Annotated in this window: 10 protein-coding genes and 1 tRNA gene; 2 read left to right on the plus strand and 9 right to left on the minus strand. The window is 42.1% G+C overall.

The annotated features are described in order from the left end of the window. Positions 1-58 precede the first annotated feature (58 nt). Together rpoD and IEY03_RS10635 are read left to right on the plus strand one after the other, a co-directional pair. A complete protein-coding gene (gene rpoD, locus IEY03_RS10630) occupies positions 59-1,897 on the plus strand; it encodes an RNA polymerase sigma factor RpoD (RefSeq protein WP_229778282.1) in 1,839 nt (612 codons plus the stop codon). Positions 1,898-2,120: 223 nt separating this feature from the next. Next, a tRNA-Ile gene (locus IEY03_RS10635) sits at positions 2,121-2,197 on the plus strand. Positions 2,198-2,263: 66 nt separating this feature from the next. Here the strand turns inward: IEY03_RS10635 and IEY03_RS10640 are convergent. The 9 genes from IEY03_RS10640 to potA all read right to left on the minus strand — a co-directional run bounded on the left by IEY03_RS10640 (position 2,264) and on the right by potA (position 13,303). After that, positions 2,264-2,986 carry a DUF599 domain-containing protein gene (locus tag IEY03_RS10640; protein WP_188841391.1) on the minus strand — a complete coding sequence of 241 codons (723 nt, stop codon included), beginning with the start codon at positions 2,984-2,986 and terminating at the stop codon, positions 2,264-2,266. Positions 2,987-3,060: 74 nt separating this feature from the next. Next, complete coding sequence (locus tag IEY03_RS10645) at positions 3,061-3,720, minus strand: RluA family pseudouridine synthase (protein ID WP_188841393.1); 660 nt, start codon at positions 3,718-3,720, stop codon at positions 3,061-3,063. Positions 3,721-3,802: 82 nt separating this feature from the next. Further along, positions 3,803-5,920: a methyl-accepting chemotaxis protein gene (locus IEY03_RS10650; RefSeq protein WP_188841395.1), complete on the minus strand. Its 2,118-nt coding sequence runs from the start codon at positions 5,918-5,920 to the stop codon at positions 3,803-3,805. A 154-nt stretch (positions 5,921-6,074) separates the two neighbouring features. After that, entirely contained in the window at positions 6,075-7,352 is a 1,278-nt protein-coding gene (gene gabT, locus IEY03_RS10655; protein WP_188841397.1) for a 4-aminobutyrate--2-oxoglutarate transaminase, read from the minus strand. Positions 7,353-7,374: 22 nt separating this feature from the next. Then, complete coding sequence (gabD, locus tag IEY03_RS10660) at positions 7,375-8,823, minus strand: NADP-dependent succinate-semialdehyde dehydrogenase (protein ID WP_188841399.1); 1,449 nt, start codon at positions 8,821-8,823, stop codon at positions 7,375-7,377. Positions 8,824-8,853: 30 nt separating this feature from the next. Then, on the minus strand, positions 8,854-10,140 hold the full coding sequence (locus tag IEY03_RS10665) for an NAD(P)/FAD-dependent oxidoreductase (RefSeq protein WP_188841400.1): 1,287 nt from the start codon (positions 10,138-10,140) through the stop codon (positions 8,854-8,856). Between the two features lie 315 nt (positions 10,141-10,455). Beyond that, positions 10,456-11,274 carry an ABC transporter permease subunit gene (locus tag IEY03_RS10670; protein WP_188841403.1) on the minus strand — a complete coding sequence of 273 codons (819 nt, stop codon included), beginning with the start codon at positions 11,272-11,274 and terminating at the stop codon, positions 10,456-10,458. After that, positions 11,271-12,170 carry an ABC transporter permease subunit gene (locus IEY03_RS10675; RefSeq protein WP_188841405.1) on the minus strand — a complete coding sequence of 300 codons (900 nt, stop codon included), beginning with the start codon at positions 12,168-12,170 and terminating at the stop codon, positions 11,271-11,273. The genes IEY03_RS10670 and IEY03_RS10675 overlap by 4 nt, the downstream gene beginning before the upstream one ends. Further along, on the minus strand, positions 12,167-13,303 hold the full coding sequence (gene potA, locus IEY03_RS10680) for a polyamine ABC transporter ATP-binding protein (RefSeq protein WP_188841407.1): 1,137 nt from the start codon (positions 13,301-13,303) through the stop codon (positions 12,167-12,169). The genes IEY03_RS10675 and potA overlap by 4 nt, the downstream gene beginning before the upstream one ends. Positions 13,304-13,422: the final 119 nt, after the last annotated feature.

A 13,422-nucleotide genomic window follows, 5' to 3' on the forward strand; every position in this document is an offset into this window, starting at 1 on the left:
ACTAAGCTAGGCTCAGTGTCCTGTCGTTATTTCAGTTCCCCAAACTTGGATGATATCTATGGATCACACTCCGCAGTCGCAACTTAAACTGTTGCTCGCTAAAGGTAAAGAGCAAGGTTATTTAACCTATGCAGAAGTGAACGACCACTTACCTGCAGACATGGTCGATTCAGATCAGATTGAAGATATTATCCAGATGATAAATGACATGGGTATTCGAGTGTTTGAAGAAGCACCGGATGCCGATGACATGATGATGTCGGAAGACAACACAGACGAAGATGCAGCAGAAGAAGCTGCTGCCGCACTTGCTACCGTTGAAAGTGAATTAGGTCGTACAACTGACCCTGTACGCATGTACATGCGTGAAATGGGTACGGTCGAACTTTTAACTCGCGAAGGCGAAATTGTTATTGCAAAGCGTATTGAAGAAGGTATCAATACCGTTCAATGCTCAGTGAGTGAATACCCACAAGCTATTGCAATGATTTTAGAGCAATTTGACCAGTATGAAGCTGACGAATTACGCTTGTCTGATATTATCTCTGGATTTGTAAACCCTGACGAAGAAGACGTTGCCCCCACTGCAACACACATCGGTTCTGAACTATCTGATGATGATTTAGATGACGAAGACGATGATGACGATGACGATGATGACGAAGAAGAGGAAGAAGGTCCAAAAGGTCCAGATCCTGAAGAAGCTAAAGAAAAATTCACTCAATTACGCGAAGCATATGAAAAAAGCTTAGCGATTATTGCAGAGAAAGGTCGTGACCATCCTGAAGCAATCGGCTCATTATTTGTTATCGGTGAACTATTCAAAGAATTCCGCTTAGTACCTAAACAGTTTGATCGTTTAGTAAAAAGCATGCGCACCATGATGGATCGCGTACGCGTTCAAGAACGTCTGATCCTTAAGCTTGTTGTTGAGCAAGCAAAAATGCCGAAGAAAAACTTCGTTAAAGCATTTACAGGTAAAGAAACCAGTCTTGAATGGTTTACCACCGAAATGAACAGCAGCAAACCATACGCTGAAGGTTTACGTATGGTTGAAGATGATGTCATTCGTTGTGTGAACAAGCTTGATGCTGTTGAAAAAGAAACTGATTTAACCATCGCTGGCATTAAAGACATTAACCGTCGTATGTCAATCGGTGAAGCGAAAGCGCGTCGTGCCAAGAAAGAAATGGTTGAAGCTAACTTACGTCTGGTTATCTCGATTGCTAAAAAATACACCAACCGTGGTTTACAATTCCTAGACTTAATTCAGGAAGGTAACATCGGTCTGATGAAAGCGGTTGATAAGTTTGAATACCGTCGTGGATATAAGTTCTCAACTTATGCAACTTGGTGGATCCGTCAGGCGATTACTCGCTCGATTGCTGACCAAGCGCGTACCATCCGTATTCCAGTACACATGATCGAAACGATCAACAAGCTAAACCGTATTTCTCGTCAAATGCTTCAAGAAATGGGCCGCGAGCCTTCCCCTGAAGAATTGGCAGAGCGTATGATGATGCCTGAAGATAAGATCCGTAAGGTATTGAAAATCGCTAAAGAGCCAATCTCTATGGAAACACCCATTGGTGATGACGAAGATTCGCATTTAGGTGATTTTATCGAGGATACAACTCTCGAGCTACCTTTAGACTCAGCCACTAGCGAAAGTCTAAAAAATGCAACCCATGAAGTGCTAGCTGGCTTAACCGCCCGTGAAGCAAAAGTTTTGCGTATGCGTTTTGGTATCGACATGAATACTGACCACACGCTAGAAGAAGTAGGTAAGCAGTTTGACGTTACACGTGAACGTATTCGTCAAATCGAAGCCAAAGCGTTACGTAAGTTACGCCACCCTTCACGCTCTGAAATCTTAAAATCATTCTTAGATGAGTAATCACTAGCGATGATAATTGAATCAATCGATTTTTAAGTTGATTCAGCTAAAACCTGCTTCGGCAGGTTTTTTTATGCCTATTTTTACGCCCCACAGCATACTTTTTGATTAACAGATAACCAATTGAATCAAGATACTAAAATTGAGTGAAAATCACGGGTGACAAGCAGAGATAAACTTCGTATAATTCCCCCGCTTTCGATAGTGACGACTATCTTAAGTCGGCCCCTTAGCTCAGTTGGTTAGAGCATACGACTCATAATCGTCAGGTCCCCAGTTCAAGTCTGGGAGGGGCCACCAATTAAAAACAAAAAAGCCCATTTTCTAAATGGGCTTTTTTGTGTCTCAAATTTATCAATCAGTCGACTATTCATTCACTTTGTAAGCTGGATCTTTTTCTAAATGCGACTGCGCTAAGGTAATAGCTTGTACCGCCCGAGAATTAAACTCGCGTTGATAAAGGGTATAAACAACGAATAAACTGGCAAAAATGAACGCCGATGGATGTAAAAACCAGCATAATGCCGCCATTGCGAAATAGTACGAGCGTAAACCATAGTTGTATGAATGAGCGGCTTGATCTTGTACCACTGCCATCTGTCTGGCATAAGCCAGCAAATTTTTATCTGTACCAGACTTATCCAGTGGTGCAGCGCCTATCATTACATTAACAAAACCATATTGACGCATTGACCAAGTAAACTGGAAGAACGCTAATACAAAAATACAAGCCAATAATGCAAGTTTCACTTGTACTAATGCGTGATCTGGGGAAACCGAAAATGGAATTGAACCAATGACCATTTCAAGTTTTTCTACCTGTGAAAATAAGGTCAAAACACCGGCTAAAATAAGTAAGGTTGTTGAAGCAAAAAAGGCAATATTCCGCTCAAGATTTGCCAACAATGCCGCCTCACCCACTCGAACCTCTTTGGCGATAATTTGCGACATCCAATGAATACGTTGCTGATGCATAACTCTGGCAATACAGTTAGTAGTTTTAGCTTTGCGCTTTGAAAACTGGGTATAACCCAACCAACAAATAACAAAAGTCACCAAGGCTAAATAATCTAACGCAGACCCGATCATGCTGATCCCCTATACACTTAATAATGGACGTCTTTTAGTAATATTATGCACCAGTTTTATGACACCATGAATAATTAAAACTCACTTTGACTCTCTATATTCATTCTCACACCCGTCACGGGGTGAACAAATGACAAACTACAAGCATGAAGCATTAATCTATGTGCTAAATGCTGTGACTTACCCAAGGTATAGAGGTCACATCCAATAATGGGGTGACCAATAAACTGGCTATGCAGACGTAATTGATGGGTCCGTCCCGTTATAGGATTAAATAGCACTTTAGTAACGGACTGGTTTTGACGTAACTGGCTAGATTCAAGCACACGGTAATGGCTATGAGCAGCTTTACCTGTTTCACATACCTTCATTAAAGGAAACTCCCCTTTAGCAATCGGGGCTTTGATATCACCTTCTAAGCAAGATAGTTCGCCTAGCAATAAAGCGATATAGGTTTTATCAACTTCATTGTTTTGAAACTGTTTGGTCAGTAAACCATTAATAAGCTTATTTAATGCCACTAGCATAATACCTGAGGTACCAAAATCTAATCTATGTATTAGCGTACAGCCAGGAAAGTCCTTTATAAGGCGATGATGTACAGAGTCTACATTGAGTGGATTTTTACCTGATAAACTTAACAAGCCTGAGGGTTTATTAATGACCAATAAGTGCTCATCTTGAAACAAGATATCAATATTCCCAAGACAAGGTGGAGCAATAAACTCTGTCATTAGATAACCATGTAAAAATAAAAATGCAGCATAAACAAAAGGTGGCCATTGGGCCACCTTTTAACTGTAATAGTCTAGAGTATTAGGTTCTTAACTTACCTAGTTCACTGTGCTGCTGCTGAACCAATTCAGCTAATGAATGGCTACTTTGTTGAGCTTCATCAGCAAGCTGTGATAACTCAGCTGCCGAGTCTGAAATACCTGTGATATTTCTGCTCACTTCTTCTGTCACCATGCTTTGCTCTTCCGCCGCCGTAGCAATATGCGTCACCTGCGATGATACTTCGTTAATCTGCACCACAATCGCATTTAAAGATGATAACGCCATTTCAGTTTGCTCAACGGCAAGCTGTGCCCCTTGAGCCCCTTTATCAATAATGCTGGATGCATTGCGTACTTCTGATTGCAGCGAGTCAATCAGTTTAGTAATTTGATCTGTAGAGTTTTGTGTTTTTGATGCTAAAGCGCGAACTTCATCGGCCACCACCGCAAAACCACGCCCTTGCTCGCCGGCTCTTGCTGCCTCAATCGCCGCATTTAATGCTAACAGGTTAGTTTGTCCCGCAATTGAACTGATAACCTCTAGAATTCCGCTGATATTGCCACTACTTTGAGAAACCAATTCAACTGCTTTTTGCGCTTGAGCAGACTCAACCGACATCTCATTCACGTAGCTCATTGCTTTGGTCAGTCGTTGTTCGCCCTCTTTAACATTTTTAGTCATAGACTCAGTTTCGTGGGCGGTTTGCTCTGAAGCTTTAGCCACTTCTAGCGCTGCTGCACTCATTTGATTAACAGCAGTAACAACACTGTCAATTTCAGCATATTGACGATTAACGCTTTCACGGGTTAATTGTGCAATTTTGGCTGACTTCTGACTTTCAGACTGAGAACGATCCGCCAAACCTTTAAGGCCGATAATCAAGTCTCTAAGTTTAGTAATAAAGAGATTAAATCCTTTTGCAAGTGCAATAAGTTCAGCATGCGAATCGACATGAATAGATTGGGTTAAATCCCCTTCAGCACTGCCTAAATTCTCAACCCTTTGCTGGATCATATTCAGCGGTGAAATAATACTGCGGATAACCAGACTAATTAGACCAATCGCGATAATCGACACTATCGCCCCTAGGGTTAACAATAAACTGCCTAATGAAGCCGCCATTTCATCCATGGCATTATCCATTTTAGTTATTGCGGCAAATGCTTGCTCTTTGGGTACTTCAATCACCAATGACCAGGTTGCTTGAGCTAATGGAATTTGAATAGGGAAAGCCACCGCTATGATGTCATCGTCACTATAGATTTGGTTACTTTTATGTAGCTTCATTAATTCAGCCGCTTTTTGAGGCGAAATAGATTCAGCAAACGGCCTAGCTAGTTTGTCATAATGGCTTGCCGCGACCACTAAACCTCGCTGGCTGAGTAAAGTCACTTTGGCTTTACCCTGATAAAGACTTTGTGATAGTTGCACAATTAACTTTTGAAAAATAGGTAAGTTAACATCCGCTCCTACCATACCTTTAAACTGTTGGTTAACCACAACAGGAACCGTAAGAGATGTCATTAACGCATTATTACCAGGGGTGATCTCATAGAGGTAAGGTTCCATCAAACAGGGTTTTTTGGTGTCTTTGACGCATAAATACCATTCGGCTTCGCGTATGCCAAATTCATTAAGGGTATCCACGTATTTTTCTTCAGCGTCATCGACCTGTTGATGCTCGGTCGAACCGTCGTCATTACGGGTGTAATAAATTTCTAATCCGCCGTTGTCTGGCACACTGTGGCTAAATCCTTGCAGATATTCACTGTCTCTACCGTCGTAGCCGTTTGACTCAAATTGGGCATACATAGAAGATATTTGCGCATTCTTGCGTAAGTTGGCAACCAATAGTGCTTCTAGTTTTGAACGATCGAGCGGATCATTTTGTGCAGTGTATTCAACCATACCGGAAAACGAAAAAGGAATACGATAGGCTTCATTGATAAACCCTGCAATCTGTTGACCATACTCAGCAGCCTTGGCTGATAATTTTTGACTGATTTCATCATGTAAGGTGTCATCCACCTGAGCAGACAATATTTTGTTTTTATCGCTTAATCCCCACCATAAACTTAATGATAACGTTAATACGATCAGCAAAAATAATCCTGAAGTAATCCAAAGTAATTTTGTTTTGACAGGCAATGCCTTCATATTTTAACTCCGCTGTTATTATCATTTTTATTGTTTTGCTAAAAATTGCAAACATACACTTTAGTCTAGTCTAGATTATTGAAAATGAGAGGTTTAGAGACAAAAAAGCCCTATTCGTAAATAGGGCTTAAATATTATGCAGACCTAATGGGCTTTATCCATTAAAAACAACATTAAAGACTTCATCCATAATCGCTAAACCCGCATCAACTTGTGCATCTGGCGCCGTTAAAGGCACTAGCACTCGTAAAACGTTTCCGTAGGTACCGCAAGATAGCAAAATCAATCCTCTGTTACGGGCTTCCGTTAATACTTTTGGACAATATTGCGGCGCTGGCTGGCCATTTTCCATTAACTCAATGGCAATCATTGCACCTAAACCACGCACCTCAGCAATTTGGCTATATTTGCTTTGCATTGCGGTAATTGATGTTTTAATGCGATCACCTAAGCTATTAGCGCGCTCAAGCAATTTCTCTTGTTCAAAAACTTCAATCACAGCTAATGCCGCGGCGCATGCTAATGGACTACCACCGTAAGTACCGCCCAAACCGCCTGGGCCAATCGCATCCATCACTTCAGCACGACCTGTAATTCCCGATAACGGGAAACCACCTGCTATTGATTTAGCAAAAGTGGTGATATCAGGTGCAACACCCATTTGCTCCATCGCAAAAAAAGTGCCTGTACGACCTGCCCCTGTTTGCACTTCATCTGCAATTAACATGATGCCATGGGTATCACACAATTGACGCAGACGTTGCATAAAGCTTGGTGATGCCGCGTAGAAACCGCCTTCACCTTGAACAGGCTCAAGTATTATTGCGGCAATGTCACTTGGCTCGGCATCATTCTTAAAAATTCGCTCAATAGAAGCCATTGCCGCATCTTCAGATACGCCATGTAACTCACAAGGGAATTCAGCACGAAATACATTCGCTGACATAAGTCCCATACCTTTACTGTATGGTGCCACTTTACCTGTTAAGGCTAACGCCGCAATTGTGCGACCGTGATAGCCAGAAGTGAATGCAATCACACCCGCGCGTTTGGTGTAAGCTCGTGCGACTTTAACTGCATTCTCAACCGCTTCTGAACCACTGGTAAATAAGGCCGTCTTTTTGGCAAAATCACCGGGCACTAAATGATTGAGCTTCTCACAAACCTCAATATAATTTTCATAGCCAAGAACCATAAAACAAGTGTGCGAGAAATCATTCAATTGAGCTTGCACAGCCGCTTTCACTTTGGGATGTAAATGCCCAGTATTGAGCACGGCAATACCACCTGCAAAGTCAATATACTCGCGGCCTTCTACGTCCCACACCGTGGCATTTTCTGCACGCTGGGTAAAAACAGGGTGAATCTGCCCTACACCTTGAGCTACCGCGGCTTGGCGACGGGCCATTAATCCTTCGTTTGTTTTACTCATTGCCTACTCCCTATGATGCGGACTAAACCGACATACAGATATATTTCATTTCGAGGTATTCCTCGATGCCAAATTTAGAACCTTCACGGCCTAGGCCTGAAGACTTAATGCCACCAAACGGCGCGACCTCATTAGAAATTAATCCTGTGTTAACCCCTACCATGCCATATTCAAGCGCTTCAGCCACTTTGTATACCAATGAGATATCACGGCCATAAAAATAGGCGGCTAAACCAAACTCAGTATCATTGGCTTGCTGGATAACGTCATCGACACATTCAAATTTAAACACAGGTGCTAATGGGCCGAAGGTTTCTTCACGGGCCACTAACATGCTTTTATCTACATCGCGCATGATGGTGGGTTCAAAAAAGTACCCGCCTAAATTATGCGGCTTTCCACCCACAACTATGCTGGCACCTTTGCTTACTGCATCATCTAAATGACGTTGAACTTTAGCAACGGCATCGGCATTAATTAATGGACCGGTTGTGACACCTTGCTCTGTTCCGGCGCCCACTTTCAACTTGCCAACGGCATCTGCAAATTTTTGAATGAAAGCATCATAAACACCAGCTTGAACATAAATACGATTAGCGCAAACACAGGTTTGTCCTGCATTACGGTATTTAGCGATCATCGCACCATCAACAGCGGCATCCAAATCTGCATCATCAAATACAATAAACGGTGCATTACCACCCAGTTCTAAAGACATCTTTTTAAGTGTTGGGGCGCATTGCGCCATGAGCTTAATGCCAACGCCTGTTGAGCCAGTAAAAGATAACTTACGTACAATTGGGCTTTCGCAAAGAGTATTGCCAATGGCAATAGCATCACCAGTCACCACGCTAAAGACTCCCGCAGGAATACCTGCTCGATGAGCAAGTTCAGCTAGAGCTAAAGCGGTGAACGGCGTTTGTGGAGCAGGTTTCACTACCATGGTACAACCCGCAGCTAACGCTGGCGCCGCTTTACGGGTAATCATAGCAGCTGGAAAGTTCCATGGCGTAATGGCTGCCGTTACCCCAACAGGTTGCTTAATAACTGTCAGTCTTTTATCTGCTTGATGCCCAGGGATCGTATCGCCATATACTCGTTTTGCCTCTTCAGCAAACCATTCAATAAATGAGGCGGCATAAGCAACCTCACCTTTGGCTTCAGCTAACGGTTTACCCTGCTCAGTTGTCATCAGCAATGCAAGATCGTCAGCGTTTTCAATTAATAATTCAAACCAACGGCGTAATTTGCTGCTGCGCTCTTTAGCAGTTAGCGCACGCCAAGCCGGTAAGGCTTTATTGGCGGCATCTATGGCTGTCAGTGTTTCAGCTGCACCCATAACAGGGACATGGCCGATAATCTCATGATTGGCAGGGTTTGCTATTGCAATGGTTTCACCTGAGTTTGCACAGACCCATTGGCCATCGATATAACATTGCTCGTGCAGTAAGCTTGGATCATTCAACAACATGACGATCTCCTTAATCTCAATAATCCGAAGTTAAATGCCGAACTTATCGCGCATTGTGTAATACCAAGCGCCCAATGCACTAAATGGCACTCTTAATGCGTGTCCACCTGGGAACGGATAATGCGGTAACGCCGCAAAGGCATCAAAGCGTGTAGCTTGACCGTTTAGCATTTCAGCCAATAATTTACCGGCTAAATGAGTGTAAGTAACACCATGGCCGCTACAACCTTGTGAGTAATAAATATTATGACCAATACGCCCAACCTGTGGTAAACGCGATAAAGTCATTAAAAAGTTTCCTGTCCAAGCATAATCGATTTTTACATCTTTTAACTGCGGGAAGGTTTTTAATAATTTAGGTTCAATTAGCGCTTTAATGTTGGCGGGATCTCGAGCGCCATATACCACTCCGCCACCAAAAATTAAGCGTTTATCACCACTTAAACGGTAATAGTCGAGTAAATAGTTACAATCTTCTACACAGTAATCTTGCGGTAAAATACTGGCAGCAAGCTCATCTGATAGTGGTTCAGTGGTAACAACTTGAGTGCCACAAGGCATTGATTTAGCATGTAGCTCTGGTAATAACTTACCTAGATATGCGTTGCCTGCAACTATCACAAATTTACATTTAACCTGACCATGAGCTGTACGCACAACAGGAGACGCGCCATCGTCAATGTCAATCACTGCTGAGTCTTCAAAAATCAATCCACCTAATGATTCAACAGCACGCGCCTCGCCTAATGCCAAGTTTAGTGGGTGAATATGACCACCACTTTTATCTAATAAACCACCCACATACAAATCAGTATCAACCACTTTACGAATCGCATCTTGATCTAAAATCTCAAGCTGTTGAGTATGACCATGGGTTTCCCATAGATTTTTTTGAGACTGTAAATGGCCCATTTGTTTTTTATTCATGGCAGCAAAAACACCACCATCTTTTAAGTCACAATCAATATTATATTTGGCAATACGTTCGCGAATAATACGTCCGCCTTCAAATGCCATTTGACCAAAAAGTTTTGCCTGTTCTTTACCAACAACTCTTTCAATACTGTCAATATCGCGGCTGAAAGAGTTAACAATTTGACCGCCATTTCGGCCAGATGCTCCCCAACCGATCCGGGCTGCTTCAAGTACCACAACCTTCATACCGCTCTCTAAAAGATGTAACGCGGAAGACAAACCTGTGTAACCAGCACCAACAATACAAACGTCTGTTTCTATTGATGATTCAAGTCTAGGACGCTCCACTTTATCGTTGGCCGATGCGGCATAATATGAACTAGCATGAGGTGTCGCGGACATAGCATTTCCCTTATATGTACATTGCAAAATACAACTGTCTAATCCTACACCTAGGCTAAAATAAAAACTAGCGAAAAGGCACAATTATTTACAGTTTGTTGAAAATATTAAACACTTTAAATAAGACAATCTTTCAGAGGTAAAAATAGTTTTACCCTAGGCGTCAATGGCTTGGGCTTATAATTAAAATATTTGCTATTAATGGCAGGATAACAGCCAATAAGATCCCTAACCCCAGTGAAGGTTAAGCAATAAAAAAGCGCGTTGATTATCCAATCACTTGAATGATCACGCGCTTTTTTTAACATGATAAAATTAAGATTCCATCGCTTCTTTGGCTTTTTTCTCTGCCCGTCTTGTCAAATACCATGACAAGAAAGCCACCAAAGATACCGCTAAAATGATAATCGTCGCTAACGCGTTAATCTTAGGTGAAACACCTAAACGTACCGATGAAAAGACCACCATTGGTAAGGTTGTTGAACCTGGTCCAGATGCAAAGCTGGCAATAACCAAGTCATCTAACGACAAACTGAACGACAGTAACCAACCGGCAATTAATGCTGGTGCGATCATAGGCACAGTAATTAAGAAGAATGTTTTTAGAGGCGTTGCCCCTAAATCCATTGCAGCTTCTTCTATTGACTGGTCTAACTCACGTAACCTAGATGACACAACGACCGCAACATAGGCAGCACAGAATGTTGAATGTGCTATCCATACGGTTAACATGCCACGCTCAGCAGGCCAGCCAAACGTATCTGCCATTTGTACAAAAAGCAGCAACAATGACAAACCTGTGATCACTTCTGGCATTACTAGCGGTGCTGTGATCATGTTAGATAAGGTTAATTTTGCCCATGAGCGACGGAACCTCGTCATAACAAATGCCGCCATAGTGCCAATAATGACTGCCATAGTTGCGCTATAAAATGCAATCCGTAGACTCACCCATACCGCATCTAAAATTTGCTGATCACGAAATAACTCACCGTACCATTTAGGAGAAAAACCACTCCACACGGTAACAAGCTTTGATTCGTTGAAAGAATAAATAACCAAAATAAACATTGGCGCATATAAGAATAGTAAGCCAAACCACAGCATCACTTTAGAGAAACTTAACTTCTTCATGCATCGTTCTCCATGTTGCGTGACTGATATCTATGGAACAAGGTAATTGGCACAATAAGCAGTGCTAGCATCACAATGGCAAGTGACGAAGCCACAGGCCAATCGCGGTTATTGAAAAACTCTTGCCACAGAACTTTACCAATCATCAACGAATCAGGGCCACCTAACAATTCAGGGATAACAAACTCACCAACGGCAGGAATAAATACCAACATCGAGCCTGCTACCACACCACCCATTGCCAAAGGCAAAGTGATTTTCCAGAATGTATTAAAACTACTTGAACCTAAATCTGATGCAGCTTCGATTAAGCTCATGTCCATCTTCACTAGGGTTGCATACAAAGGCAAAATCATAAATGGTAGATAGGCATAAACAATACCAATATATACCGCAAAATTAGTATTAAGCATTTGGATTGGCTCAGAAATGATCCCTAACCACATTAAGAAGTTATTGATTAATCCAGTGTTACTTAAAATGCCCATCCAGGCATACACTCTAATTAAGAATGAAGTCCAAGAAGGTAACATCACCAGTAACAACAACACAGGCAGGAATCTTGCTGGCGCTCTAGCAATCGCATACGCCATAGGGAAACCCAGCACTAAACAGCCGATTGTGGCAATTAATGCCATTTTTAGTGAAGTTAAATACGCCATGTAATACATGGAGTCTTGTAACAACAGTAAATAATTACCTAAGTTTAAAAATATCGATAATGACTCGTCGATATAACTAAATGTTGCTTCATAGGGTGGAATCGCAATGGCAGCAGTTGAAAAACTCAACTTAAGCACGATTGCAAACGGTAAAGCAAAAAACATCAGTAGCCACAAATAGGGCATACCTATTGTGAGATGCCGGCCTCTTAGGCGCTTAAATGGATTTATCATGAGTTTAATACCACCCCACTAGTGTCTTCCCAACTGATATATACTTCATCTTCCCAAGTTGGGTTATCTGCGCGACGTTCACGGTTTGCCATTGAACACTGCACAATTTGGTTGTTTCTCAGTTTGATATAAAACACTGAAATGCCGCCCAAGTATGCAATGTCATGCACAACGCCTCTCGCCCAGTTATATTCACCCTCTGGCTGCTCACGAGTAATGATGGTTTTCTCTGGTCGTACGGCAAGCAACACGGTTTTATTATCTAGGCTGGTTGAAATACCATGGCCAATATAAAAAGGCTGTTTTAGGGTTGGTGACTTGATGATGGCGTGGTCGGCTTCATCTTCAATAATATCGCCCTTAAATAAGTTAACCGTGCCAATAAACTCAGCTACCATGCGACTATTTGGCGCTTCATAAATGTCCATTGGGCTGCCCGTTTGCGCAATCCAACCTTCATTCATAATAGAAATTCTGCCCGCCATGGTCATGGCTTCTTCTTGATCATGGGTTACCATCACACAAGTTACGCCTACAGCTTCAAGAATATCGACCACTTCAAGCTGCATTTGTGTACGTAGTTTTTTATCTAATGCGCCCATAGGCTCATCAAGTAACAGTAATTTAGGACGTTTAGCTAATGATCGCGCTAAGGCAACGCGTTGACGCTGACCACCTGATAACTGATGTGGTTTACGCTTAGCGTATTTCTCCATATGCACCAGCTTAAGCATTTCTTCAACGCGCTGAGCAATTTCGGCTTTAGGCATCTTGTCTTGTTTAAGACCAAAAGCGATGTTCTGTTCTACTGTCATATGTGGAAATAATGCATAAGACTGGAACATCATATTAATTGGACGTTCGTACGGAGGCATGTCGGTAATGTCTACGCCGTCTAGAAAAATACGGCCTTCTGTGGGTTTCTCAAAACCCGCTAACATACGTAGCAAAGTCGATTTACCCGATCCTGACCCACCTAATAATGCGAAAATTTCACCTTGATTGATAGTCAATGAGACATTATCGACCGCACGGACATCATCAAAAAGTTTACTAACACGATCAATTTTGAGAAGTACTTTATCTTGCGTCTTTGTGGTTGGTTTATTAGTGACGCCCGAGGTGTTTACCATAATACTGCTCCGCCTATTTGGAGTATCTGTTCTGTAACTTTGATTTATTATTTGGGGTTACATGAAACATTAAAATCTGATTGATGAAAGACTAAATTAACTAGGGCGAGTCTCCTCGC

It is taken from the genome of Shewanella aestuarii (assembly GCF_014647215.1).
Classification (GTDB): Bacteria; Pseudomonadota; Gammaproteobacteria; order Enterobacterales; family Shewanellaceae; genus Shewanella; species Shewanella aestuarii.

Coding starts and splice junctions, on each gene's coding strand:
- rpoD (WP_229778282.1), top strand. CDS start 59: ATGGATCACACTCCGCAGTCGCAACTTAAACTGTTGCTCGCTAAAGGT.
- IEY03_RS10640 (WP_188841391.1), bottom strand. CDS start 2,986: ATGATCGGGTCTGCGTTAGATTATTTAGCCTTGGTGACTTTTGTTATT.
- IEY03_RS10645 (WP_188841393.1), bottom strand. CDS start 3,720: ATGACAGAGTTTATTGCTCCACCTTGTCTTGGGAATATTGATATCTTG.
- IEY03_RS10650 (WP_188841395.1), bottom strand. CDS start 5,920: ATGAAGGCATTGCCTGTCAAAACAAAATTACTTTGGATTACTTCAGGA.
- gabT (WP_188841397.1), bottom strand. CDS start 7,352: ATGAGTAAAACAAACGAAGGATTAATGGCCCGTCGCCAAGCCGCGGTA.
- gabD (WP_188841399.1), bottom strand. CDS start 8,823: ATGTTGTTGAATGATCCAAGCTTACTGCACGAGCAATGTTATATCGAT.
- IEY03_RS10665 (WP_188841400.1), bottom strand. CDS start 10,140: ATGTCCGCGACACCTCATGCTAGTTCATATTATGCCGCATCGGCCAAC.
- IEY03_RS10670 (WP_188841403.1), bottom strand. CDS start 11,274: ATGAAGAAGTTAAGTTTCTCTAAAGTGATGCTGTGGTTTGGCTTACTA.
- IEY03_RS10675 (WP_188841405.1), bottom strand. CDS start 12,170: ATGATAAATCCATTTAAGCGCCTAAGAGGCCGGCATCTCACAATAGGT.
- potA (WP_188841407.1), bottom strand. CDS start 13,303: ATGGTAAACACCTCGGGCGTCACTAATAAACCAACCACAAAGACGCAA.